Source organism: Thermococcus piezophilus, from assembly GCF_001647085.1.
GTDB lineage: Archaea > Methanobacteriota_B > Thermococci > Thermococcales > Thermococcaceae > Thermococcus > Thermococcus piezophilus.
In genome coordinates, this window is sequence record NZ_CP015520.1 from 1,171,729 (window position 1) to 1,194,446 (window position 22,718).

Below are 22,718 nucleotides of genomic sequence, written 5' to 3' on the forward strand. Positions count from 1 at the left end.
GGAGGTGGAATGAATGCCAGCAATTGATATAGGAAGAATAGCAGTTGTTATTGCCGGAAGGAGAGCCGGGCAAAAAGTTGTTGTAGTTGATATAATCGACAAGAACTTCGTCCTCGTTACTGGAGCGGGCTTGAACAAGGTTAAGAGAAGGAGGATGAATGTCAAGCACCTCGAGCCCCTTCCCGAGAGGGTCAACATTGAGAGAGGCGCCGACGACGAGGAAGTTAAGGAGGCTTTAGAAAAGGCTGGAATCAGCTTGGCTTGAAGCTAAGCCAAGCTTTTTAACTTCTCTTTTCTACTTCTTGCTTGGGGAGACTTATGAACAATGCACTTGTTACCGGAGCCTCTGGCGGGATTGGAAAGTTAATTGTAAAAAGATTGATTGAGCAGGATTATTTTGTTATTGGAGTTGGTAGGAATGAAAAATCCCTGAGAGAGCTTAGCTCCCTTAGAAATTTTGACTACATTATCGCGGATCTAAGCAAAAGAGGGGTGGCAAAGAGGATTAGAAGGGAGTTGGAGCAGAGAGGAGTTAAAAAGCTTGATATTCTCATTAATAACGCCGGCTTTGCTATAGCTAAACCTCTCCTTGAGCAAAGCGAAGAAGAGCTCGAGAAACTTTTCAAAGTAAATGTAATAGCCCCAATTTTACTTACGAAGGAACTCTCAGACATGATTCCCAGAGGCGGAAAAGTCGTGTTTGTGATAAGTGCTGCTGCTTTTGTTAATACTGTAGATTTGCCATCGTATGGGGCTGCAAAGGCCGCTCTCCACTATATGGCTGTTAATCTTGAAAAGGAGCTGAAGAGCAAGAATATCTATGTGATTAAGGTGTATCCAAGACAAGTGGCAACTCCTTTCTGGCATGAGAAAGTTCCTAAAGGTTCTATCAGCCCAGAAGAAGTTGCAGACGTACTTTTAAAAGCTATTAAGAAAAACAAAAGCGAAGTGTATGTCCCTGCTTACGTCAGGCTCGTTAAGTATCTCCCAAGATGGCCGGTTTTTGATTACAAGTTTAAATTCTGAGGGCAGATTTATAAAGCAAAATTCTGAGATTCTTACATGGCGATCATTGGGTGATGCTCATGGCGAGAGATGAAGTTAGAAGAATCCTTCCTGCAGACATCAAGAGGGACGTGTTAATCAAAGATGAAAAAGCTGAGACCAATCCAAAGTGGGGTTTTCCTCCAGAGAAGAGACCGATGGAAATGCACATGCAGTTCGGCATAATCAATCTCGACAAGCCTCCAGGCCCAACGAGCCACGAGGTTGTTGCATGGGTTAAAAAGCTCTTCAGCCTGAAGAAAGCCGGTCACGGTGGAACCCTCGACCCCAAGGTTAGCGGTGTTTTACCAGTTGCCCTCGAGAGAGCAACAAGGGTTGTTCAAGCCCTTTTACCAGCGGGTAAGGAGTACGTTGCTCTGATGCACCTCCATGGCGAGGTTTCGGAGGACAAAATCTACGCCGTTATGAAGGAGTTTGAGGGGGAGATAATCCAGAGGCCGCCCCTGAGGAGCGCGGTCAAGAGAAGGCTGAGGACGAGGAGGGTTTACTACATTGAGATTTTGGAGATTGATGGTAAAGATGTCCTCTTCAGGGTTGGTGTTGAGGCAGGAACCTACATCCGTTCACTGATCCACCACATCGGCCTTGCCCTCGGTGTCGGTGCCCACATGGCCGAGCTTCGCCGTACCAGAAGCGGTCCATTCAAGGAAGACGAAACTTTAGTGACCCTCCACGACCTTGTTGATTACTATCATTTCTGGAAGGAAGATGGAATTGAGGAGTACTTCAGGAAAGCCATCCAGCCAATGGAAAAGGCTGTGGAACATTTACCGAAGGTGTGGATTAGAGACTCTGCGGTTGCTGCTGTTACTTATGGCGCCGATTTGGCCGTTCCGGGAATCGTTAAGCTCCACGCTGGCATAAAGAGAGGGGACTTGGTCGCCATAATGACCCTCAAGGATGAACTCGTTGCCCTCGGTAAGGCCTCTATGACGAGCGGTGAGATGCTCAACAAAAGTAAGGGGATAGCCGTCGATGTGGACAAGGTCTTCATGCCGAGGGACTGGTACCCGAAGATGTGGTAGCGGGCCCTTGCTGACGCAAGCGCCGGCGGAAGGTTGGGTGCTTTTTTCATTTTCAGTTTTTAGTGGGTTTGTTCTCAACTTTGCTTTTTGGTGAATGTTCCACTTTTAAAACGGCGTCCGAAGGACGCCAATACTTTCTTAGTTTTCCTCTTTGTTATTTGCCTTTCGAGATTTGTCTCTTGGATTTGGAATTCTACTTAAATGGAAACATTTGCTTGAGGTTACTTTTTCTCGCGCTCTCTTGAGCGCTTTTAGAGTTGAACCCCCTGTTTGGAAGTTATGTGGGGTAAATTCTCGTTTAAAGATCTCTTGGGGATAGTGCAAACACTCTCCAAATTGCACCTTAAAAAAGGAATCACTATTTTTGGTCAAGCTTTCCCAAAGCTTGCTCTGTACTCTCAAACCCCCAGTGCGGGGCTTCGCCCCACAACCCCACTTTTTCTCTAAACCTCTGGGGCTAACACCCCCCACACCCCCGGAAACTTTGGTTGTACAAGTAACATCGTTTGTATTCTTTTGTCCATTCAATTACTCTCCCTTCTTTTGACTTGTTCTCATCGTTTTGTTATCGTTGGAAATTGGAAATTCTACGAAAAAACGGAACTAATTCAAACTTGTAATTGGAAAAGCTTTTAAGGATTTTAACGTTACATCTAATGACGACTGCAGGAAATGTTGAGGTGATTTGGGTGAAGCATTCCAGGACTTTCTACTCTGTCCTTCTCCTTGTTTTTCTGTTGGTTGCTGGTGGGGCTTATTACCTCCACGTTAATGGCTCCAGCAGTGTCAGGGAACCTCAGATAAAGTTCAGCGCAACGAGTCTTGACTCTACAGGTCCAAACATGACCCTTGTATACAAAGCCGTGGAATACTCTGAGAAAACGCTGGTTCAGAACTCAACGAGGACTTTCATCATAACCCGGGAGGAGAACACTATTAAAATCCTTCAGAGGTTTGAAATCGAGTGGCATGTGCCAGATCATTCGATTTTTACAGGGAAAACCCGAGCCGAGATAGCTGGCACAAACCCCATTGTCTATCAACCTGACGGTTCAATCTTTGTTGAGGGGGAACGAGCTGAAGTCGAACTATTTAGGGTTGGATATCCTTACTCTCCAGTATTCGAGCGACTAAAGGCTGAAAAGGGCTACACCCTAAGGCTGTGCTGTGCCAATCTCACTGTGGTGGATGTGAGGATTATAAACGGGAGAGAATGTATTATAGTGAAAGCGGAAACTAATGATGCCACCCTTAAACTTGCCATTGACGCTAAGACGCGACTGCTCCTTTGGGATTATGGGGTTTCCAAAGACGTGACGGGGTCGTGGTGGGAAGAGTGGCTGGTCTCTTCCAAGTGAACTTCCTTATCTTTATAAACCCTCTTTCTTATCCCTGCACATGGGCCACTACTACTCCGAGGAGCCGAACGTTCCCCTCAAGACAAAGACCATTGAGGTCTGCCTCAGGGGTGATTGCTTCAGGTTCATCACCGCCAGCGGAGTGTTCTCCTTCGGGAAACTCGACAGGGGAACGGAACTGCTCATAGAGAGTATGATACTTGACGGGAACTGGCGCGTCTTCGACCTCGGCTGCGGCTACGGTGCAATAGGCATTGTCGCTTCCCGCTTTGCAGGCTATGTCGTCATGACCGATGTGAACAGAAGGGCTGTGAGCATAGCGAGGAAAAATTTAAAAATTAACAACGTTAGAAACGCCGAGGTTAGGTGGGGAAGCCTCTATGAGCCCGTTAAGGGTGAAAAGTTCGACACAATCATCACTAACCCCCCGGTGCACGCGGGAAAGGAAGTCCTGAGGGAAATAGTTATAAATGCTCCCCAGCATCTCAACGATGGAGGCCTGCTTCAGTTAGTTATCAAGACGAAGCAGGGCGCAAAATATATTAAGGCTTTGATGGAGGAGCACTTCACTGAAGTGAGAGAACTGTCAAAGGGGAGCGGCTACCGCGTGTATGCCGGGATCGCCTAGCCTGGGATGGCGCGGGCCTTGAGAGCCCGTGTCCGTATGGACACCGGGGTTCAAATCCCCGTCCCGGCGCCAAAATCCTCTTTGAAGGATTGGTATGGAGGTGTATTCGTAATGGCGGACAACTTCAGACACATCGTCCGTATAGCGGGAGTTGATTTGGACGGGAATAAGCAGCTGAGATGGGCCCTTACGGGCATCAAGGGCGTAGGAATAAACTTTGCAACGATGGTGCTTAGAGTTGCAGGGCTTGACCCCTACATGAAGACCGGTTATCTGACAGACGAGCAGGTCAGGAAGATAGAGGGGATCCTGGAGGACCCAGTTGCCCATGGCATACCCGCTTGGGCGGTCAACAGGCCAAAGGACTACGAGACTGGCAAGGACATGCATCTTATCACCGCCAAGCTCGTCATGGCCTGGCGTGAGGACATCAACAGGCTCAGGAGGATCAGGGCTTACCGCGGTATAAGGCACGAGCTCGGACTGCCGCTCAGGGGACAGAGGACCAGGTCGAACTTCAGGCACGGTACCACCGTTGGCGTGAGAAGAAAGAAGAAGTGAGGTGGTGTAAATGGGAGACCCAAAGAGGCAGAGGAAGAAGTACGAGACTCCCTCTCACCCTTGGATTAAGGAGAGGCTTGAGAGAGAGCGCGTGCTCATGAAGAAGTACGCTCTCAAGAACAAGAAGGAGCTCTGGAGGCACGAGACTCAGCTCAAGGAGTTCAGGCGTAGGGCCAGGCGCCTCCTCGCTGCCCGCGGTAAGCAGGCTGAGATCGAGAGGATTCAGCTCCTCCAGAGGCTCAACAGGCTTGGCCTTCTTCCGGCCGATGCGGTGCTAGATGATGTCCTGTCCCTCACCGTGGAGGACGTTCTCGACAGGCGCCTCCAGACCATAGTCTTCAAGAAGGGACTCGCCAGGACCATCAAGCAGGCCAGGCAGCTCGTAGTCCACGGCCACATCGAGGTCAACGGCCAGATAATCCGCTCTCCGGGCTACCTCGTCCTCAAGGAGGAGGAAGGCACCATAACCTACTCCAAGACCTCTCCTTTCGCGAAGGAGAGCCACCCCGAGAGAATGGTTATCGAACAGGCTAAGCAGGGTGAGGTCTCATGAGCGAGGAGCAGCAGGTTGTTAACCTTAAGAAGAAGGAGAAGTGGGGCGTTGCCCACATCTACTCCTCCTACAACAACACCATTATCCACATTACCGACCTCACTGGGGCCGAGACCATCTCCAGGTGGAGCGGTGGTATGGTCGTTAAGGCTGACAGGGACGAGCCCTCGCCTTACGCGGCTATGATAGCCGCCAAGAGGGCCGCTGAGGAGGCCATGGAGAAGGGCTTCGTCGGCGTTCACATCAAGGTCCGCGCCCCGGGAGGAAGCAAGAGCAAGACTCCTGGTCCGGGTGCCCAGGCAGCCATCAGAGCCCTTGCCAGGGCCGGACTGAAGATAGGAAGGGTCGAGGACGTTACCCCGATTCCGCACGACGGCACCAGACCGAAGGGCGGAAGAAGGGGCAGGAGAGTCTGACTCTCTACAACTTCTTTTTTGGTGAGGAAAATGAAGTTTGAGATTCTTGACAAAAGGGAGGACTCGATTAAGTTCATCCTTGAGGGAGTTGACATTCCCTTTGCCAACGCCCTCAGGAGAACCATCCTCTCAGAGGTTCCCACATTTGCTGTGGATGAGGTTGAGTTATTCGAGAACGATTCGGCCCTCTTTGACGAGATTATCGCTCATCGCCTGGCAATGATTCCACTCACTACGCCAGCTGGGAGGTTTCCCCTCGATGCTTTAGAGCTTGACGACTACACGGTTATCCTTTCTCTGGAGGCAGAGGGTCCAGGTATGGTGTATTCGGGCGACCTTAAGAGCGATGACCCGGACGTCAGGCCAGCAAACCCAAACATCCCAATAGTCAAGCTCGCTGAGGGACAGAGGCTCACTCTCAACGCCTATGCCAAGCTTGGCCGCGGAAAGGACCACGCGAAATGGCAGCCAGGGTTTGTCTACTACAAGTACCTGACCAAAATTCACGTCAGCAAAGAGGTTCCGGACTGGGAGGAGCTTAAGGCTCTGGCTGAAAAGCGCGGTCTCCTGGTGGAGGAGACTGAGAACGAGCTGATCATAACGACAATTAAGGCGTTTTACCTTCCAAGAAAGTTCGACCAGTTTGTGGGTGATAAGATCACCGAAGAGGTTGTGCCCAATATGTTCGTCTTTACCGTGGAAACCAACGGGGAGCTCCCCGTTGAGGAAATAGTTACCATAGCTCTCAAGATTCTGATGAGGAAGAGCGATAGATTTATAAGCGAACTCCATAAATTAGCCGAGTGACGCGGGGGTTGCCGAGCCTGGTCAAAGGCGCGGGATTCAGGGTCCCGTCCCGCAGGGGTTCCGGGGTTCAAATCCCCGCCCCCGCACCAAATTCACGCTCACCCCGTCCCTCGGTGCGAGAATTGTGAAGGAGGAATGCTCATGAAAAGAACCGGTCCAACTGACATCAACCTGAGGAGGCTCATCCGCTACCTCAGAAAGAAGTCAAACGAGGAAGGAGTGAAGATATGGAAGGACATAGCCTGGCGTCTTGAGAGGCCTAGGAGGCAGAGGGCTGAAGTGAACGTCAGCAAAATCAATAGATACACCAAAGAGGGCGACACCGTTATAGTTCCGGGAAGCGTTCTCGGTGCTGGAAAGCTCGAGCACAAGGTTGTCGTTGCTGCCTGGAAGTTCAGTGAGACGGCTAAGGGGAAGATAGCCGAAGCCGGTGGGGAGGCTATCACGATTGAGGAGCTCCTCGAGAGAAACCCGAAGGGAAGTGGAGTAATCATAATGGAGTGATGGGCCATGAGGATTATTAACGCTGAAGGACTCATACTTGGGAGACTCGCCTCAAAGGTCGCCAAGATGCTCCTCGAAGGCGAGGAAGTGATTATAGTCAACGCTGAGAAGGCCGTCATCACTGGCAACAGGGAGGACATCTTCGCCAAGTACAAGCAGAGGACTGAGCTCAGGACCAGGACCAACCCGAGAAGGGGTCCTTTCTACCCGAAGAGAAGCGACGAGATAGTCAGGAGAACCGTCAGAGGCATGCTTCCGTGGAAGACCGACCGCGGAAGAAAGGCATTCAAGAGACTCAATGTCTACGTAGGTGTTCCCAAGGAGTTTGAGGGCAAGGAGCTGGAGACCCTGATGGAGGCGCACATGTCGAGGCTCGCCACGCCTAAGTACGTTACTGTTGGCGAGGTCGCGAAGTTCCTTGGTGGAAAGTTCTGAGGTGAGAGAAAATGAAGGTCATCCAGACTGCTGGAAAGAGGAAGACTGCCATTGCGAGGGCCACCATTAGGGAAGGAAAGGGTCGCGTCAGGATCAACCACAAGCCGGTTGAGATAACCGAGCCAGAAATTGCGCGCTTCACCATTATGGAGCCCCTCGTCCTTGCCGGCGAGGAGATTGTCAGCAAGGTCGACATCGACGTCAAGGTGGAAGGCGGAGGTTTCATGGGTCAGGCGGAGGCTGCCCGCGTTGCCATTGCTAGGGCCCTCATCGAGTGGACCAACGACATGAACCTCAAAGAAAAGTTTATGAAGTACGACAGGACAATGCTCGTTGGCGACTCAAGGAGAACTGAGCCGCATAAGCCCAACCGCTCGACCAAGGGTCCAAGGGCCAAGAGGCAGAAGTCCTACCGCTGATCCTGCCTTTAATATTCATTTCGAAGAAGGTGATACGGGTGATAGTCCCCGTAAGGTGCTTCACATGTGGAAAAGTCCTGGGAGATAAATACTACGAGTTTAAGGCCCGCGTCGAGAAGGGCGAAGACCCTGAGAAGGTGCTCGACGACCTCGGAGTAGAGAGGTACTGCTGCAGGAGGACGCTCCTCAGTCACGTCGAGCTGATAGATCAGGTAATGGTCTACAGAGTATACTGAAAAACCACATTTCTGGGGGGCCGTGGGGTAGCTTGGTCTATCCTCCCGGCTTGGGGTGCCGGAGACCCGGGTTCAAATCCCGGCGGCCCCACCAAAATTTGCACAGGTGGTTAGAATGTTCAGGTACACAAGGTTTGAAAGGGCGAGGATTGTGGGAGCGAGGGCTCTCCAGATAGCGATGGGTGCGCCCATACTCATAGACGTCCCGGAAGGAATCACGCCGCTTGATGTAGCGCTCCTTGAGTTTGAGAAGGGCATAATTCCGCTCACCGTAATAAGGCCGAGCTGATGAAAGATGACCGTGATAGAGAACGTAATCGGCAGGGTCGCAGTGCTCAAGGGCGGAAAGTACTCCGTCGAGGTAGACGTTATCACCAGCTCGGGATTCGGTCGCTTTGCAGCTCCGATAGACGATAATCCGAGCCTTTACATAGCGGAGGCCCACAGGGCCGTTAGCGAGGTCGACGAGATAATAGGTCCCGAGCTGATAGGATTTGACGCAAGCGAGCAGGAGCTCATCGACAGCTATCTGTGGGAGATAGACGGCACCGAGGACTTCAGCCACATAGGCGCAAACACGGCTTTGGCGGTTTCCATGGCGGTTGCGAAGGCCGCTGCCAGTGTCAAGAGGATGCCACTTTACAGCTACATAGGTGGAACCTTCACTACAGAACTGCCCGTTCCACTCCTGGAGATAGCGAGTGGAGAGGATTTTGACTACTACGTGATGGTGCGCGACCTGATGGAGATAACCGATGTGGTTGACGCGTCCGCAAAAGTGCTTGAGAACGCTGAGACTATGACCATTGAGGCCCTCTCAAAGGCTACCGAGAAGGCTGGAAGCGATCTTGGTCTGGAGGTTGCGCTTGGCCTTGTCCAGAAGAGGCCGATGGAGACTGAAGTGGTGCTCAATGTAGTTGAGGACAACAACGTTGCCTACATAAAGCCGATGGGCGATGAGGAGCTGTTCCTTGAGTTGATAGTGGGAACCCATGGGGTGTTTGTGGATGGTGAACACCTCTTCCGCCAGAAGGACATCCTTGACAGGCGCTACTACAACGCACTCTCCATAAAGCCCATTAACCTCGGCACGCTCACCGACTTATACAACCTCGTGAACGACGCGAAGTCGGAGAGAATCACGCCCATCCTGGCGGAAGCCAGGTACGAGTCCTCTGATGAGGCCCTGCCGCATCTCGCGGTCGGCCTCAAGTGCCCGGCGATGGTCCTGGGAAAGGATTCCATCGCCAAGCTGAACGAGCTAATAAGAATCGCTGAAGATTTGGGTGAAAGAGGAAGGATAATAACATTCGAAGGATGATAAAGGAGGGTGAAAGAAATGGAGGAGTATTTGGTTCCACTCGACCAGTACCTTGCTGCGGGCATCCACATTGGAACCCAGCAGAAGACCCAGGACATGAAGAAGTTTATCTACAGGGTCAGGCAGGACGGTCTCTACGTCCTCGATGTTAGGAAGACCGATGAGAGGCTCCGCATTGCCGGCAAGTTCCTCGCCAAGTTTGATCCCGAGAGCATTCTCGCGGTCAGTGTCAGGCTCTACGGTCAGAAGCCCGTCAAGAGGTTTGGCGAGGTCACCGGCGCCAGAGCTATCCCCGGAAGGTTTCTCCCGGGAACTATGACCAACCCACAGGTCAAGAACTTCTTTGAGCCCGATGTCCTTATCGTTACCGACCCGAGGGCCGACTACCAGGCCATGAAGGAGGCCATAGAGATCGGTATTCCAATAGTTGCCCTCGTTGACACCGAGAACTTCCTCAGCTACGTTGATGTTGCTATCCCGACCAACAACAAGGGTAGGAAGGCCCTCGCGCTTATCTATTGGATCCTTGCGAGGGAGATACTCTACAACAGGAAGGAGATCGAGAGCCGGGAGGACTTCAAGGTCCCGATTGAGGACTTTGAGATGAGGATAGTCAGGACTTGAGGGCAAACCTTTTAATTTTGCCTTTCCCACTCTCACTCGCGCGGGGGTGCCCGAGCCTGGCCAAAGGGGGCGGACTTAAGATCCGCTGCCGTAGGGCTGCGCGGGTTCGAATCCCGTCCCCCGCACCAAAGCTTTAAAAGTGGGGAGAAAAAGGTGTGTTGGAGTTCAAGATCATGGGGTGATTACGATGGCGAGATTCCCAGAGGCTGAGGCCAGGATATTTAAGAAGTACATCTGCATGCGCTGCGGTGCCACTAACCCGTGGAAGGCCAAGAAGTGCAGGAAGTGCGGCTACAAGGGGCTTCGCCCGAAGGCCAAGGAGCCACGCGGTGGAATGGGACGCTGAGGGCTTTTGCTATCATTGCTTTGTCTATTCAAGTACCTTTTCTTTTTGTTCACCTGTTATTTCAACAGTAATTTAAAGAAAAGCTCAGCCTTTGAGCTTTGAGAGCATCATTTCCAAGAAGGCGAGCCCCTCTTCGAGGAGCTTTTCTCCCTCTGGAGTGAGCCTGTAGTACTTCCTCGACGGCTTCCCAGTCTCGCTTTCCTGCCACTCTGCTGTGACATAGCCGTCCTTCTCGAGCTTATAGAGGACGACGTAAGAGCTGACTGTCGCCGGCTCGAAGTTGAAGGCCTCTTTTATTCTCTCCTTCAGTTCATAGGCGTACATGGGTCTCTCTTTTAGCAGGCGGAGGATGTAGAGCCAGAGAACCTCCTTAGTTATTTTATTTTTAAGTCTCTCCATCGGACTCGTCATGCTCCCACTTCCGGACTTTTATCTACTGCAAATATTTTGGACTCGTTTAATTTAAACATTTTGGAACAAAAACGTTTTATCTCCCTAGGATGTATGTCCGAATGGTGGTGTAGATGGATTTAGATGTAAATGCCATGATTGGGGACGTGGGCGTTGGCGGAATAGCGGGATTCCTTACAGGCTTCGCCCTCAAGAAAGTCATGAAGCTTGCGATGGCTTTACTAGGTGCGTACATGCTCAGCCTCTTCTGGCTCCAGCAGAAGGGTGTGATAACAATCAACACCGACAAGCTCTTTAACCTTGCTGGAGACCTGACGACCCAGATAGCCACGCTCGGGCAGAAGGTTCTAGGAATCCTGCCTGGAACTAGTGCCTTTGTAGCTGGCTTCTACCTCGGATTCCACAAAGGTTAAATTCATTCCTTCGATTTTTTAGCCATGAGCTACGAACGCCGCGTTCTCCTGCGTCATTCTCTAGCGTCCATAATAGCCCTCGGTCTGACTGGGTTAAGCAGGTTCCTCTACAGCGTAATCGTCTCTCGGCGCTTCGGCGTCGAGGAACTCGGGAGGGCAAACTCACTTATCTCACAGGCCTTCTTTCTGGCAATCCCACTGAGTTTTTTCGCAGTTGCGCTTGGGAAATATGCATCGGAGTTTCTCGGAAGGGGTGATAAAGATGCGATCCGCTCAATAACACTTCCATCATTCCTCCTCCCTCTCGCTGGCCTTCTCCTGATTCCCTTCAATGTCTACCTCTCCCTCCTAGCAACCTTTAGAGGAATACAGCTCACGCTGAGGAGCTTTCTTTATGGAATCCACCGTGGTGAGCACTACGCATACATCATAACGTTGGCGTTTTTTGGATTCCTCTTTGGTTTTCTCCTCCCCAACGTCTTTGCACCGTACATTCTCTTCCTTGGCTTCGTCTCCCTTTTTTCCCTGGGCTATCTGGTGAAATTCAATCTTTTTGGAAAGCCCAGAAAAGATGAGCTCACGCTCCTCTTTTCTTATTCATCGTTCGCTTTCATTGGCGCGCTCTCGGGTGTTTTCCTAGTCCAGGGGCCCTATTTCATAAGCGAGTATCTCGCGGGAGCGGAAGTCGCTGGTAGGGTTGCCGCAGTCCTCTCGGTGGCCTTCCTGCTCACATACCTCCCCCAAGTGGTCCAGTCTGCAATAATACCTCTTTTCTCCTACAAGTACGGCAGGAGTGGAGATGATTACGTCAGGTTTCTCGCTGAAAAGACCACAAGAGTTCTAGTACTCCTCACTGCTTTGGGAGTTTCTCTCCTCATGCTCCTTGGCAGGGAGGTTCTTTCAATGTTCTTCAGCTTTGATGTTGGGCCAGACTTTTACCTTGCCCTGATGGCGATGGAGGTTTACATAGCTTATAACCCCTGCATAGTTGCACTCAACTCGACGGCCTACGTAAGGAAAGGCACTTTCGTTGCTCTGCTGGGTGCAATTGCATCTCTCCTGTCATGGCTTTATCTGATTCCCACGTTTGGTTCCTTCGGTGTAATGATCGGTTTGATCATTGGCTACGCGATTATACTGCTCGGCTCCACTCACTACTCAAAAAAACTCCTTGGGGTTTCTCCTAGAATATACCTTCCACTTCTTGCCGCGCTGGCCCTTCAGTCTTTAGTCTTCGTCTCAAAAGTCGCCCTTATGGTTGGCCTGTTACTCTTCGTGATCTACGAGAGAAAAGATATTAAAGATGTTTTAAGCTCCTTCAAATCCTTCCGTGGTAAAGAATCCGGATGATCTCTTCGGGAAGGCCTTCCTGCTTTATTCTCTCCTCAACGAGCTTCTTGTCGTATTCCACTTCGATGAACTTAGTGTGAAGCGTATCCATGTCTATGAGCGCGAAGGTCGCCTTGTGGTTTTTGGCCGGTGGGAAGCCCACGCTACCAGGACAGACGACCCTTCCGTACCTCGTCATGGCATTGACTGGATACTTGGGCGATGCAACAAGGAGTATCTCGTAGTCCTTGACGGGCCTCATGATGGACTCGTAGTAGCTCGTGGGCTGGTCTGGAAGTACCGTGCCCTCGAATGGATTGAGCGGGCTTCCGTAGACGCCGAAGACGTCGTTCTTGCCTATCCTGTCCACGAGGTATATTGGCAGATCGCGGATGAACTCCCTTCCCTCGTGACCGGCGGCTTCCCAGGTGTATTTGAGGGCGGCCTTTACGTGGGGCTCAAGGTCGAGCTGGTCGATGTAGTCCAAACCCTCTGCGTGGGGGTCGCTCATGGCGATGAGCTGGTCGAATTGACCACGGATGACCTTGACCAGGTTGTTTTTTATCAGATCATCGAGGGTATCAAGGACCTCCCTCGGGTATGGAAAGAGGCCAACTATGTTTCCAAGGATGTAGTATCTCTCGATTTCGTATCCTTCCTCCTTGAGCTCTTCTATCCTTTCAAGTGCCTTGGCCAGCGCAGGGAAGTTCCCGTTGATGTTGGCCAGAACCGCCACGTAGACCATCGTCAGCACCTCCGCAATTTTTCTTACTCAAATTAACTAAAAGTGACAAAAATATTTAAAGGTTTCGGAAGGGTTCAGAGGAGAAAGCGCTTTTTCTTCTTCCTCTGCTCGGTCTCCCTTCTCATGCTCGCTATGTAAAACAAGAGCGCGTCCTCCACCGTGTCTTTCACCTCCTTCAGCTGTTTTCTCGCCGAATGGTCGATAGCGGCACATCAAAAGGTAATTTATAGCGTGGCCGGAGAGCATAAAGAGCCTCTTATGCTAGGCATGGAGAGAACCTCAAGTGGGCTCCTAAGAGTCGGCACAATGAATTAACCGTGGAATATGCTCCTTTTAAACCCAGCGAGAAACTTTGTATGGCGGACCGGCGGGGATTTGAACCCCGGACCTGCGGCTTAGGAGGCCGCCGCCCTATCCTAGCTAGGCTACCGGTCCACTGCCCGCTATTCCCTCACAGGGAAGGATATTTAAACTTTACGGTCTATTTGGTGTGGTGGTGAAGATGGTGGATGAACTTGACCTCAAAATCCTCTCGCTACTTCAGGAGAATGCTCGTCTATCTTACCGTGAGATAGCCCGTGAGCTTAAAATCGCCGTGGGAACGGTTTATAACCGCATCAAACGGATGGAAGAGGAAGGAATAATCAAAGGATTTGCCCCTATCCTTGACTACGAGAAGCTTGGTTTTGGCCTGACAACGGTCATCGGGGTTAAAGCTCAGGGAAGGAAGATTACTGAAATTGAGCGCCAGATAGCCGAGAACGATGGGGTGATAATGGTCTACGACATAACGGGAGAATTCGACATAGTAGTGGTTGCCAAATTCAGGGACAGGGCCGACATGAACAGGTTCGTCAAGTGGCTCCTCTCACTTGATGGTGTGGAAAAAACGAACACGAGCGTCGCCATGCAAGTTGTAAAAGAGGATCTAAGGATTAAGCTAACGGAGGACTAAAACCTCATCCATGAAGCGCTTGGCGAAGTTGTCCATGCTCTCCACGGGGAGCTTAACCCTTTTCCCATTTACCCTCCCCTCAAATATGAGGTTCCTCGCGGTGATTTCCTTTATCCTCTCAAAATCGGGATTTTCCGAGATGGTATTCTCAAGAACCCTATTGAACTCGAGCTCATCCACGATTCTCACAATGCCTTCGATGATTATCTCCTTGCCGCATTCCTCCGAACTGCAGTTAAAGGTGAAGGGGAGGCCAGGCTCGACCTCCACCAGGAGGGTTAGGCTATCAACGTTGTAAATCAGCACTTTCATTTCAATCACTCCAGCCTTATGAGGCTCTCCACGGGGATGTTGTACTCTTCTTTGAGTTTGTCAATGACGTCTCCGACGCTTATCAGGAAGAACATGCCAACGGGCTTTGCAACTGCCTGCTTGCACATCTCCAGCAGGGCTTTCTGGGTTTCACCGCTCCTAATGACATCATCGACAATGAGGACGTTCTCGCCCTTTTTGAGAGCCCATTGGGGGAGATAGAGTGTTGTAACGCTTCCAGAGGCGCTTGGCACATAGCTTACCTCGTAGAACTTCTCAACTCCGACTTCCTTCTTCTTTTTGGCGTAGACCACATCGACGTTGAGCTCCCTCGCAACGTGGACACCGAGGGGTATCCCATCGGTCGCTGCCGTTAGAACCTTATCCACGTTCTTGTCCATGAACCTGCTTGCCACGTCTTCGGCTATTATGCTCATCAGGGCTGTGTCGCTGATGACGGGTATATTGTCGAAGAAACCGTACTCATCGAATTTTATCCTCTTTTTAACTTCCTCCTCGATGTTAACGTAGGGGAGCAGCAGCTTAAGGAGCTCCCTTGTTCTTTCGGCACTTGGAAGGACCTTTCCCCTGACGTATCTGTTGAGGACGGTTATGGGGAGGCCCGTTATCTTCGAGAGCTCCTCGTAGGTGTAGGTTTTCTTAAGCAATCTAAGGATTCTGACGAGTCTGAGTTTCTCCTGGACCGACTTTAACTGGCTCATTCTCTCACCTCCGGTGGCTAGAAATTAACAAGAAAATGTATAAATATGTTTCGGTTATCCTTCGAGGTTTACAGCCTTTCTGCGGTAGTCCTCTATAATGTCCCCGTATTCCCTGAGGAGGAACTCCTTCGTTACGGGCTCGCCTTTGGGATGGTTAATGCCCGGACAGAATGGATCTTCTTTGACGTAGATCTCCATCTTGTTCCCATGCTTCACGAAAACGAAAGGATACAGCCTGCACGCGAGGGGCCTGTGCTTGTAAATTTTGCACCTCATCGTCTCCGAGTCCAAAAATACACAGCTGCCGTCGAAGGGTCTCTTTTTAACCGCATAGCTGAGGAACTTGTCCCCTCTGTAGAAACTCTTGTTGTAGTCCACGAACTCCCAGGCATTATAGCCGAGCTCCTCTATCCTGACTATATCCTCGTTCCTTATTGGTATCTCAAGCTCGTAACAGCACTTCCCGCAGTTCTCGAGGCACTTAAATTTAAATGTGGGGTCCGATTCTACCTCTAACGTATCGAGGTGAATCGTGGCGACCCACCTCTTCTCCAAGTGTTCACCCCCTGTAGGAGCTTGCTATGAGGGTCTCTGTCATTTCTATGTTGTTTATTCTCCTCAGGACCTTATCGTGGAAGCTGTCTAATTCCCCGATGTTCCCGACCTCCACGCGGAGAATGATGTCGTATTCCCCATAGACGCGGTAGATTTCCTTAATCTTCTCGTTTTTGGCAAGAACTTCGTAGACTTTCTCTTCTGTTCCGGGCTTAACAACAACCAGCACGAAGGCCCCTATCATAACCCAAACCCTCCCAGGTTAAATTTACGGGCAATTTTGGAGAGTTTTCTCTTATCCATGCTCTTGAACATCTTTTTCATCTGTTTGTACTGGTTTAGAAGCTCCCTGACATCCTGGGTGCTGGTTCCGGAGCCCCTCGCAATCCTTTTAATCCTCGAGTAGTTGATTATCTCTGGGTGCTCAAGCTCCTCTTCTGTCATTGAATCCATTATGACTTTAAACTTCTTCAGCTTTTCCTCTCCGACCCTAACCGCTTCCTCCGGGAGGGAGTACCCCATTCCTGGGATCATCTGCAGTATCTGTTTGAGCGGACCCATCTTCTGCATGGCCTCGAGCTGGGCGTACATGTCCTTGAGATTGAACTTGCCTTTGAGGAACTTTTCCATATCCTCCTCGCTGAATTCCTGCTGTTTCTGGAGCTCCTCAAACTTCTCAAGAAGTCCCTGAATGTCGCCGAGGCCGAGGAGGCGCGAGACGAACCTCTTGGGGTCGAAGGGCTCGAGGTCGTCTATCCTCTCACCAACACCGATGAACTTTATCAGTGCCCCTGTTGCGGCCACAGCAGACAGCGCTCCACCACCTTTAGCGGAGCCATCGAGCTTTGTAACGATGATTGAGCCTATTGGGGTTGCCTCTTTAAAGGCCAGTGCCTGGTTGTAGGCCTGCTGGCCGATAGTTCCATCTATGACGAGGATGACTTCGTGCGGTTTTATGGCATTGCTTATCTGCTTCATCTCCTCTATGAGGCTCTTCTCCTCTTTGTGCCTTCCCGCGGAATCGACTATGATGATGTCTGCTCCTTTCTCTTTGAAGTACTCAACTCCCTCTTTGGCGAGCTTTATCGCGTCCTTCTCGTCCGGATCTCCAAAAACCTCTATGCCAAGGGGCTCGACGAGCTGTTTGAGCTGGTAGTAAGCTCCTGGACGCCAGGTGTCCGAACAGACGAGGCCCACTTTATAACCACGCTTCTGGAAATAGCGCGCCAGCTTCGCTATGCTGGTGGTCTTGCCCGAACCTTGAATACCAACCGTTAGCAGAACGGTGGGCTTCTCCTTTATCTCAATTGGTTTAGCCTCTGTTCCAAGGAACCTGGTGAGCTCCTCATAGACGATTTTAATTATGTGCTCCTTCTTCGAAACACCCGCGGGGGGCTTCTCTTCGAGGGTTCTCTTTTCTATCCTCTTGGTCAGGTCAAGAACGAGTCGAACGTTAACATCTGATTGAATGAGAGCCCTTTGGATGTCCCTCACGACTTCCTTTATCGTGGCTTCATCCACAGTGCTTGAACGAGCGAGCTTCCTCAGGGCGTTGTTGAGTGCCTTTCCGAGCTTTTCTAAGGCCATCTTCTCCCACCATAGTGAAGGAGGCTTCAAAGTTTATAAACAGTTAGGTTATTTTTGCCTGTTTGAATGTTCTCTTTTGTTGAAAAATACGGCATGAGGACTTTTTAAATTGTGCATTTATGCTCATCCAATTCCAAAAACCATCATCGCTGCTTTTCTGGGTGATTAAAGATATTTAGGAGGCATTCGTGGAATTCTTAAGTCTCACAAGGCTTTTAAACTCAAAATATAGTTAATATAAGCTGGAGAGACAAAGAGGGGGTGAGAGAGATGACCTGGATGACTGCACTTTACGAGTACATGCTCACGAAAGAAATGGAAAGAAGGAAAAAGAAGCCTATTCCTGAGGAGCTCAAGTACGTCGAGCAGCTCATGATGGTTTGATTTATATAACTCACCTCTTCTATTTTCTCCGATGATAATATGAAGATTCACTACGAGTGCATCACTTGTGCGGTCAATTAGGTCCAGAAGATAGTAGAGATGAGCACATCCAATCTTGAAAAGCGCGGGGAGGCAATGGTTTTCCTTGCCAAACAGATTGGCGAATTTTTCAATGAAGACTCCGGTCAGCAACGACGGTGGAAGGCTGTTCCTTGAGCTCTACAAGTTTCTGGGCAATGATGACCCTTTTAGGGAATACAAGCGCCGCTCCAGTGAGCTCGCCAGAAAGGTTGCGAAAGACATCGGTACAGTTGACGATTTCAAAACTGTCATGCGGCTGGCTATTGCTGGAAACGTGATAGACGTATCCGTCGGGTATAACCCAGGGTAGATAGAGGATGACATCCTCCGCATGGCGGGAGAAGAGCTCTACATAGACGAGAGTGATGTGCTGTTCCGCGAGTTTGAAAAAGCTTGGGTTCTCTTGTACCTCGTAGATAACTGCGGTGAGATTTACTTTGACAGGCTCTTCATCGAGACGATCAAGCGCCTCTTTCCCGGTATTGAGGTGTACGTCGCCGCCAAGGAGGGATGATAATCAACGACGCCACCGTGGAAGAATTGTTGGAGGCGGGGTTCAACAGGTTTTCACATGTGAGTTCAACCGGATCTCGTCTTCCAGGAACGCCATTGGAATATGCGTCAGAGGACTTTATAGAGCTCGTTAATATGGCTGACGTTACAATCGCCAAGGGACAGGCAAACTTCGAAACGTTAAGTGAACTCCGGGATTGAGGATATTTTTCCTTCTCAAGGCCAAATGTTTGCCCATAGCAAGGGAGCTGAACGTTCCTGAAGGTTCCGCCATGTCCATTGGGTGGCTTTAATAGACAATTGTCGATATTAACTTTAACGAATGTCTATAAGAAACCTTTTTATATTTTAAAGTAGTATAGTTGAATGGTGATAACTGTGACTACGGTAATTAAACGTGACGCAGATAGATTTATGAAAGAGCTTAGGGCCCATTACGGCGATGTCTGGAAGATACCCACCAGTAAGTACCTCTTACAGCCGGATTTTGTTGTTGTGGATCCTAAAAGCGGAAAGAAAACAAAGGTAAGCTTCGTGTCCCTCGACGATGGTGAGGTCGTGGGTATCGTTTACGACGAGCTTGGCTGAATTTTCGTTTTTTGTCTAATTCTCCTGTTTCTGTCCCAAATGTTGGAAATCATTAAATACTCCGATGTCGTAAATCTACTATGGGGAAATGATGTCCGTGGATGTTTATCGTGGGGCTCTTAAGCTGGCCTCGAGCATTAGAGACGAATACCTTCGAGCGGTCACCTACGCTAGAATTGGTTACTACATGTACCGATCCAGAAACCCCGGGTACAAAGAGGCATTCAAATACGCATTCAACGCTGCGGGATCCATCGATAATCCGTGCTTATGGTAAAGGCAGTAATTGAGATATGCACTTACATTTATGGAACCGGTTCTAAAATCGCGTCTAAGGTTTTCCAGCAGGCATACGAGTCAATAATCGCGTTCCCACAACCCCTGAGGGATGATCTGCTTGAGAACCTTGTGGACAGGCTTCTGGAATTGGATATTGCCGACGATGCACTCTTCTACGTATGGACGTTAAGGACAATGTGAAGCGTAACGATCTCCTCCTCGAAATACTCCGTGTTTATATCAAAACGGGCAATATGTGCAAGGCCAAGATTATCATAGATCGGATCGAGGAGGAGCCATGGCGTTCAATCGGTGCCATCGGGGCAATAAAAGAACACCTTAAGCGCGAAGAGTTCGGGAGTGCAATACGGTTACTCTCGGAGATGACGAGCGAGTACTGGTTGGGCTAGCCATGAAGGAGGTTGCGGTTTACCTGAAGACCTCTAATGTTCCAAAGACAACCTACGAAAAATTCGTTGAAATTGCCTTTAGCATGTCATCTGAGACTGGATTCAACGTTCTCAAGTCACTCTTGGTGGGGTTGGTCAACCAGGGCGAACTTGAGTTCGTCATAACAGTACTCGGGAAGTTATCGCCCGATGAGAGGCTTGCTATCTTAGGGGATATAGTTGAGACCTCTCTCGACAGGAAAGAGATTTTATCCCGCCTTTTATACTCCTTGAAGAGGTTGGAGTTTGAAGAGGTTGCCAGCTTTGTCCTCCATCGGCTTCTTGAGCGGCCAGTTGATGAGAGGTACAAACATCTCGTGGAGATGATAGGTGACCGTACGACTGATGATGCCCTCTTGGTAAAGGTGGTTACTTACCTCTCCAAGCTGAGAGACTTTGAGTATGCCGTCAGGTTCGTCCAACGCGTCCGCGGCCATTACCTCCGCTCCCTTGCCTTCGGAAGCATAGCCGTTGCGAGACTTAAGGTGGGGGATATCGATGGGGCGATAGATGCCGCCTTTGAGGTTAAAGACCCAAAATGGGGCTCTTGGCTGCTCAGCGAGATACTGACGAAGATATTGGAGCTTCAGGTCGAGGGCCAGATCGAGGAAGACATTGAAAAGAAGGCTGCACACCAGAAGGCTTTCTGGGAGAAGCACTAACATTTTAAGCCCTCGCCCGTTTCTTTCCTTTAGGTGATATCATGCCGAGGATAGCCATTATAGGAGGTTCTGGAGTTTACGATCCGAAGCTCTTGGCAAACGTCAGGGAGGAGTGGGTCAGCACGCCCTACGGGAAGGTTGGGGTGAAGATAGGCGAGTACAACGAGGAGGAGATAGCGTTTCTCCCGAGACATGGAGAGGGCCACAGCGTTCCACCGCACAGTATAAACTACCGTGCCAACATCTGGGCCCTGTACGAGCTCGGCGTTGAGAGGATTCTCTCAACGTCCGCCGTTGGTTCTTTGAACGAGGCCATGAAGCCGGGCGATTTCGTTATCCTCGACCAGCTTCTGGACTTCACGAAGACGAGGCACTACACCTTCTACGACGGCGAGAACAGTCCTCACGACAGGAAGTTCGTGGCCCACGTTGATTTCACGGACCCATACTGTCCGGAGCTCAGAAAGGCCCTTATAAGTGCTGCAAAGGAGCTGAGGTTCAATTACCATCCCACTGGGACGTACGCCTGCATGGAAGGGCCGAGGTTTGAGACGAGGGCAGAAATAAGGGCGCTTAAGATACTCGGTGCCGACGTCGTTGGCATGACGCAGTGTCCTGAGGCGATTCTCGCAAGGGAGCTTGAGATGTGCTACGCCAGCGTGGCCATAGTTACCAACTTCGCTGCAGGGATAAGCAGGGAGAAGCTCACCCACACTGAGGTCGTCGAGCTGATGGCAAAGAAGAGTGAGGAGATAAAGTACTTGCTCATGAATTCCATTAAACACATTCCGAAAGAGCGCCGCTGCAGTTGCAAGGACGCCCTTAAGGGCGCGACTGGAGAGTGATTTCTCTGTTCTCTTTTCTTCATTGATGAAATCCCCTGTGCCCGCGTTTTGAACCCAAGGTTAACGAAAGGTTAAAATCCTTTGGGGAGTAACCCTAACTGAAAACCGTTAGGAGGGCCTAAATATGAAGTACGATGTTGTTGTTATCGGCGCGAGCGCGGGTGGATTAACCGCGGCGATCTCGGCCAAGAGGTTTTACCCTGACAAGAGCGTTCTTGTAATTAAAAAGGAGCAAATCGGCATGATCCCCTGTGGCATTCCCTATATCTTTGGAACCTTCGAGGGCGTTGATGATGATATCCTTCCAGCCGAGAAGTTTCTCGAGCCCCTCGGTGTGGAGATACTCGTTGATGAGGTCGTCGAGATAGATCCGAAGGCCAAGGTCGTGAGGACTAAGGGTAGAAAGGAAATTGCTTGGGAGAAGCTCGTCATAGCAACTGGCTCGAAGCCGGTCTTTCTGGAGATACCCGGGGCCAAACTTGACGGTGTTTACACCGTCCCTAAGGACTACCACTACCTGAAAGCTCTCCGTGAGAGGCTTGAAAATGCCGAGAAAGTAGTCATCGTTGGTGGGGGCTTTATAGCCCTTGAAGTTGGTGACGAGATAAGGAAGCTCTGTAAGGACGTAACTTTGCTCGTTAGGAGCAGACTCTTGAGGGCCTCTTTCGATCCGGAGTTCAGCGAGATTGTTGAGGAGAAGCTCAGGGAGGCAGGTATAAATATCGTCTACGGCCAGGTTGAGAGACTTCTGGGAAGCGGAAAAGTCGAGAAGGTTAAGCTGGTGGACGGCAAAGAGCTTGACGCTGACCTCGTGATATTCTCCATTGGCTACCGCCCGAATGTTGACCTAGCTATCAAAACCGGCCTGAAGGTTACTCGCTACGGCATCTGGACGGACGAGTACATGAGGACTTCTCACCCGGACATCTTTGCAGTCGGTGACTGTGTCGAGCACAGGGACTTCTTCACGGGCAAGCCCTATGGCTTAATGCTCGCATCAACTGCAACCTTTGAGGCAAGAATAGCCGGAGCCAACCTCTTCAAGCTCCAGATAGTCAGGGAGAACAGGAGGACGATAGGCGTTTACTCCACCCGCGTTGCTGGACTAACCCTGGCCGCAGCGGGTCTAACCGAAGAAGCCGCAAAGAAGGAGGGCTTTGAAGTCATCATCGGCCGCGCCAAGGGTCCGGATAGGCATCCAGCAAAGTTCACTGATACCTCCATGGTGACGGTGAAGCTGATATTCTCCAGGGATAGGGGAGCAATCCTTGGGGCCCAGATAGCTGGAGGAAAGAGCGTCGGTGAGATGATAAACATCCTTGCCCTGGCAATACAGAAGCGCCTTACCGCGAGCGAGCTCTACACGCTGCAGATAGCTACCCATCCGCTTCTCACGGCATCGCCCATTGGCTACCAGATAGTCAAGGCTGCTGAAGATGCCCTCGCGAAGCTGAGGACTTGAGGCTTTTCTTCTACCAATTTTTGCTCTGCAAAATTGGCTGGAATGAGTTTGCATGTTTTCTTAACGCCTGAAGGGTGTTACACTCACAGTAAAACCATGGAAAAGTGGCAAGTTAAAAGGTAAACCCA

The 22,718-nt window shown here is 50.4% G+C and carries 34 protein-coding genes, 5 tRNA genes and 1 pseudogene; 32 read left to right on the forward strand and 8 right to left on the reverse strand.

The features are described from left to right. Positions 1-13: 13 nt before the first annotated feature. From A7C91_RS06405 to A7C91_RS06510, 21 genes are all read left to right on the forward strand, one after another. A complete protein-coding gene (locus A7C91_RS06405; protein ID WP_068665935.1) occupies positions 14-265 on the forward strand; it encodes a 50S ribosomal protein L14e in 252 nt (83 codons plus the stop codon). A gap of 41 nt (positions 266-306) precedes the next feature. After that, positions 307-1,026 (forward strand): SDR family NAD(P)-dependent oxidoreductase, encoded by a 720-nt coding sequence (locus A7C91_RS06410; RefSeq protein WP_324609468.1) that lies wholly within the window; start codon positions 307-309, stop codon positions 1,024-1,026. A 59-nt stretch (positions 1,027-1,085) separates the two neighbouring features. Next, complete coding sequence (locus tag A7C91_RS06415; protein ID WP_068665939.1) at positions 1,086-2,090, forward strand: RNA-guided pseudouridylation complex pseudouridine synthase subunit Cbf5; 1,005 nt, start codon at positions 1,086-1,088, stop codon at positions 2,088-2,090. Between the two features lie 656 nt (positions 2,091-2,746). Further along, the gene (locus A7C91_RS06425) at positions 2,747-3,448 is read left to right on the forward strand and encodes a hypothetical protein (protein ID WP_199919994.1); all 702 of its coding nucleotides are present in this window, start codon (positions 2,747-2,749) and stop codon (positions 3,446-3,448) included. Between the two features lie 40 nt (positions 3,449-3,488). Further along, positions 3,489-4,076, forward strand: coding sequence for a class I SAM-dependent methyltransferase (locus A7C91_RS06430; protein ID WP_068665945.1), 588 nt, complete (start codon positions 3,489-3,491; stop codon positions 4,074-4,076). After that, a tRNA-Ser gene (locus tag A7C91_RS06435) sits at positions 4,062-4,148 on the forward strand. Before A7C91_RS06430 ends, A7C91_RS06435 begins: the two co-directional genes overlap by 15 nt. A gap of 39 nt (positions 4,149-4,187) precedes the next feature. Continuing rightward, positions 4,188-4,637, forward strand: a complete 450-nt coding sequence (locus A7C91_RS06440) for a 30S ribosomal protein S13 (protein WP_068665947.1) — start codon at positions 4,188-4,190, stop codon at positions 4,635-4,637. A 10-nt stretch (positions 4,638-4,647) separates the two neighbouring features. Further along, on the forward strand, positions 4,648-5,190 hold the full coding sequence (locus A7C91_RS06445) for a 30S ribosomal protein S4 (RefSeq protein WP_068665950.1): 543 nt from the start codon (positions 4,648-4,650) through the stop codon (positions 5,188-5,190). Further along, positions 5,187-5,606 carry a 30S ribosomal protein S11 gene (locus A7C91_RS06450; RefSeq protein ID WP_068665952.1) on the forward strand — a complete coding sequence of 140 codons (420 nt, stop codon included), beginning with the start codon at positions 5,187-5,189 and terminating at the stop codon, positions 5,604-5,606. Before A7C91_RS06445 ends, A7C91_RS06450 begins: the two co-directional genes overlap by 4 nt. 30 nt (positions 5,607-5,636) lie before the next feature. After that, positions 5,637-6,413 (forward strand): DNA-directed RNA polymerase subunit D, encoded by a 777-nt coding sequence (locus tag A7C91_RS06455; RefSeq protein ID WP_068665954.1) that lies wholly within the window; start codon positions 5,637-5,639, stop codon positions 6,411-6,413. A 1-nt stretch (position 6,414) separates the two neighbouring features. Beyond that, positions 6,415-6,502 (forward strand) — tRNA-Leu (locus A7C91_RS06460). A 52-nt stretch (positions 6,503-6,554) separates the two neighbouring features. Then, positions 6,555-6,917 carry a 50S ribosomal protein L18e gene (locus tag A7C91_RS06465; RefSeq protein ID WP_068665956.1) on the forward strand — a complete coding sequence of 121 codons (363 nt, stop codon included), beginning with the start codon at positions 6,555-6,557 and terminating at the stop codon, positions 6,915-6,917. A 6-nt stretch (positions 6,918-6,923) separates the two neighbouring features. Beyond that, entirely contained in the window at positions 6,924-7,352 is a 429-nt protein-coding gene (gene rplM / locus A7C91_RS06470; protein ID WP_068665958.1) for a 50S ribosomal protein L13, read from the forward strand. An 11-nt stretch (positions 7,353-7,363) separates the two neighbouring features. Beyond that, positions 7,364-7,771 (forward strand): 30S ribosomal protein S9, encoded by a 408-nt coding sequence (locus A7C91_RS06475; RefSeq protein WP_068665960.1) that lies wholly within the window; start codon positions 7,364-7,366, stop codon positions 7,769-7,771. A gap of 38 nt (positions 7,772-7,809) precedes the next feature. Beyond that, on the forward strand, positions 7,810-8,007 hold the full coding sequence (locus A7C91_RS06480) for a DNA-directed RNA polymerase subunit N (protein ID WP_068665962.1): 198 nt from the start codon (positions 7,810-7,812) through the stop codon (positions 8,005-8,007). 16 nt (positions 8,008-8,023) lie between these two features. Further along, positions 8,024-8,101 (forward strand) — tRNA-Pro (locus A7C91_RS06485). Between the two features lie 21 nt (positions 8,102-8,122). Beyond that, positions 8,123-8,296, forward strand: a complete 174-nt coding sequence (locus tag A7C91_RS06490; RefSeq protein ID WP_068665964.1) for a DNA-directed RNA polymerase subunit K — start codon at positions 8,123-8,125, stop codon at positions 8,294-8,296. Positions 8,297-8,302: 6 nt separating this feature from the next. Next, entirely contained in the window at positions 8,303-9,328 is a 1,026-nt protein-coding gene (locus tag A7C91_RS06495) for a hypothetical protein (RefSeq protein ID WP_068665965.1), read from the forward strand. 18 nt (positions 9,329-9,346) lie between these two features. Beyond that, on the forward strand, positions 9,347-9,952 hold the full coding sequence (gene rpsB, locus A7C91_RS06500) for a 30S ribosomal protein S2 (protein WP_068665967.1): 606 nt from the start codon (positions 9,347-9,349) through the stop codon (positions 9,950-9,952). A gap of 40 nt (positions 9,953-9,992) precedes the next feature. After that, positions 9,993-10,080: transfer RNA gene (locus tag A7C91_RS06505), tRNA-Leu, on the forward strand. A gap of 59 nt (positions 10,081-10,139) precedes the next feature. Beyond that, on the forward strand, positions 10,140-10,298 hold the full coding sequence (locus tag A7C91_RS06510) for a 50S ribosomal protein L40e (RefSeq protein WP_068665969.1): 159 nt from the start codon (positions 10,140-10,142) through the stop codon (positions 10,296-10,298). 84 nt (positions 10,299-10,382) lie between these two features. Here A7C91_RS06510 and A7C91_RS06515 read toward each other — a convergent pair whose 3' ends face one another. Beyond that, entirely contained in the window at positions 10,383-10,709 is a 327-nt protein-coding gene (locus A7C91_RS06515; RefSeq protein ID WP_068665971.1) for a PadR family transcriptional regulator, read from the reverse strand. A 113-nt stretch (positions 10,710-10,822) separates the two neighbouring features. Here A7C91_RS06515 and A7C91_RS06520 point away from each other — a divergent pair, with 113 nt between their 5' ends. Both A7C91_RS06520 and A7C91_RS06525 read left to right on the forward strand, forming a co-directional pair. Beyond that, the gene (locus A7C91_RS06520) at positions 10,823-11,122 is read left to right on the forward strand and encodes an FUN14 domain-containing protein (RefSeq protein ID WP_068665973.1); all 300 of its coding nucleotides are present in this window, start codon (positions 10,823-10,825) and stop codon (positions 11,120-11,122) included. Between the two features lie 24 nt (positions 11,123-11,146). After that, positions 11,147-12,472, forward strand: coding sequence for a lipopolysaccharide biosynthesis protein (locus A7C91_RS06525; RefSeq protein WP_068665975.1), 1,326 nt, complete (start codon positions 11,147-11,149; stop codon positions 12,470-12,472). Here the strand turns inward: A7C91_RS06525 and A7C91_RS06530 are convergent. Both A7C91_RS06530 and A7C91_RS06535 read right to left on the reverse strand, forming a co-directional pair. Next, positions 12,441-13,196: a metallophosphoesterase family protein gene (locus tag A7C91_RS06530; protein ID WP_068665977.1), complete on the reverse strand. Its 756-nt coding sequence runs from the start codon at positions 13,194-13,196 to the stop codon at positions 12,441-12,443. The genes A7C91_RS06525 and A7C91_RS06530 overlap by 32 nt on opposite strands. Before the next feature lie 357 nt (positions 13,197-13,553). Beyond that, positions 13,554-13,631, reverse strand: a tRNA-Arg gene (locus A7C91_RS06535). 67 nt (positions 13,632-13,698) lie between these two features. Here A7C91_RS06535 and A7C91_RS06540 point away from each other — a divergent pair. Continuing rightward, positions 13,699-14,151 (forward strand): Lrp/AsnC family transcriptional regulator, encoded by a 453-nt coding sequence (locus A7C91_RS06540; RefSeq protein ID WP_199920131.1) that lies wholly within the window; start codon positions 13,699-13,701, stop codon positions 14,149-14,151. Here the strand turns inward: A7C91_RS06540 and A7C91_RS06545 are convergent. From A7C91_RS06545 to A7C91_RS06565, 5 genes are read right to left on the reverse strand one after another with little or no spacing between them, the layout of a single operon-like run. Then, positions 14,137-14,463, reverse strand: coding sequence for a hypothetical protein (locus tag A7C91_RS06545; protein ID WP_068665979.1), 327 nt, complete (start codon positions 14,461-14,463; stop codon positions 14,137-14,139). The two genes, A7C91_RS06540 and A7C91_RS06545, sit on opposite strands and share 15 nt — an antisense overlap. Positions 14,464-14,468: 5 nt before the next feature. Continuing rightward, the gene (locus A7C91_RS06550) at positions 14,469-15,185 is read right to left on the reverse strand and encodes a phosphoribosyltransferase family protein (protein ID WP_068665981.1); all 717 of its coding nucleotides are present in this window, start codon (positions 15,183-15,185) and stop codon (positions 14,469-14,471) included. A 54-nt stretch (positions 15,186-15,239) separates the two neighbouring features. After that, complete coding sequence (locus tag A7C91_RS06555) at positions 15,240-15,740, reverse strand: YkgJ family cysteine cluster protein (protein ID WP_068665983.1); 501 nt, start codon at positions 15,738-15,740, stop codon at positions 15,240-15,242. Between the two features lie 4 nt (positions 15,741-15,744). Next, positions 15,745-15,984, reverse strand: a complete 240-nt coding sequence (locus tag A7C91_RS06560; protein ID WP_068665985.1) for an Lrp/AsnC ligand binding domain-containing protein — start codon at positions 15,982-15,984, stop codon at positions 15,745-15,747. After that, positions 15,981-17,327: a signal recognition particle protein Srp54 gene (locus A7C91_RS06565; RefSeq protein WP_068665987.1), complete on the reverse strand. Its 1,347-nt coding sequence runs from the start codon at positions 17,325-17,327 to the stop codon at positions 15,981-15,983. Before A7C91_RS06565 ends, A7C91_RS06560 begins: the two co-directional genes overlap by 4 nt. Before the next feature lie 556 nt (positions 17,328-17,883). Between A7C91_RS06565 and A7C91_RS12375 the strand changes: the two are divergent. From A7C91_RS12375 to A7C91_RS06590, 8 genes and pseudogenes are all read left to right on the forward strand, one after another. Next, positions 17,884-18,306: pseudogene (locus tag A7C91_RS12375) on the forward strand (ARMT1-like domain-containing protein). Further along, positions 18,303-18,506, forward strand: coding sequence for an ARMT1-like domain-containing protein (locus A7C91_RS12380; protein ID WP_324609469.1), 204 nt, complete (start codon positions 18,303-18,305; stop codon positions 18,504-18,506). Before A7C91_RS12375 ends, A7C91_RS12380 begins: the two are co-directional and overlap by 4 nt. A 177-nt stretch (positions 18,507-18,683) precedes the next feature. Then, positions 18,684-18,893 (forward strand): RNA chaperone, encoded by a 210-nt coding sequence (locus A7C91_RS06575; protein WP_068665989.1) that lies wholly within the window; start codon positions 18,684-18,686, stop codon positions 18,891-18,893. A 264-nt stretch (positions 18,894-19,157) separates the two neighbouring features. After that, positions 19,158-19,373 carry a hypothetical protein gene (locus A7C91_RS11825; protein ID WP_234394321.1) on the forward strand — a complete coding sequence of 72 codons (216 nt, stop codon included), beginning with the start codon at positions 19,158-19,160 and terminating at the stop codon, positions 19,371-19,373. Further along, positions 19,370-19,582, forward strand: a complete 213-nt coding sequence (locus A7C91_RS11830) for a hypothetical protein (RefSeq protein ID WP_234394322.1) — start codon at positions 19,370-19,372, stop codon at positions 19,580-19,582. The genes A7C91_RS11825 and A7C91_RS11830 overlap by 4 nt, the downstream gene beginning before the upstream one ends. Positions 19,583-19,584: 2 nt before the next feature. Then, a complete protein-coding gene (locus tag A7C91_RS11835; protein ID WP_234394323.1) occupies positions 19,585-20,283 on the forward strand; it encodes a hypothetical protein in 699 nt (232 codons plus the stop codon). A gap of 41 nt (positions 20,284-20,324) precedes the next feature. After that, on the forward strand, positions 20,325-21,128 hold the full coding sequence (gene mtnP / locus A7C91_RS06585) for an S-methyl-5'-thioadenosine phosphorylase (RefSeq protein ID WP_068665991.1): 804 nt from the start codon (positions 20,325-20,327) through the stop codon (positions 21,126-21,128). Between the two features lie 124 nt (positions 21,129-21,252). Further along, a complete protein-coding gene (locus A7C91_RS06590; RefSeq protein ID WP_068665993.1) occupies positions 21,253-22,590 on the forward strand; it encodes an FAD-dependent oxidoreductase in 1,338 nt (445 codons plus the stop codon). The last annotated feature ends 128 nt before the right edge of the window (positions 22,591-22,718 follow it).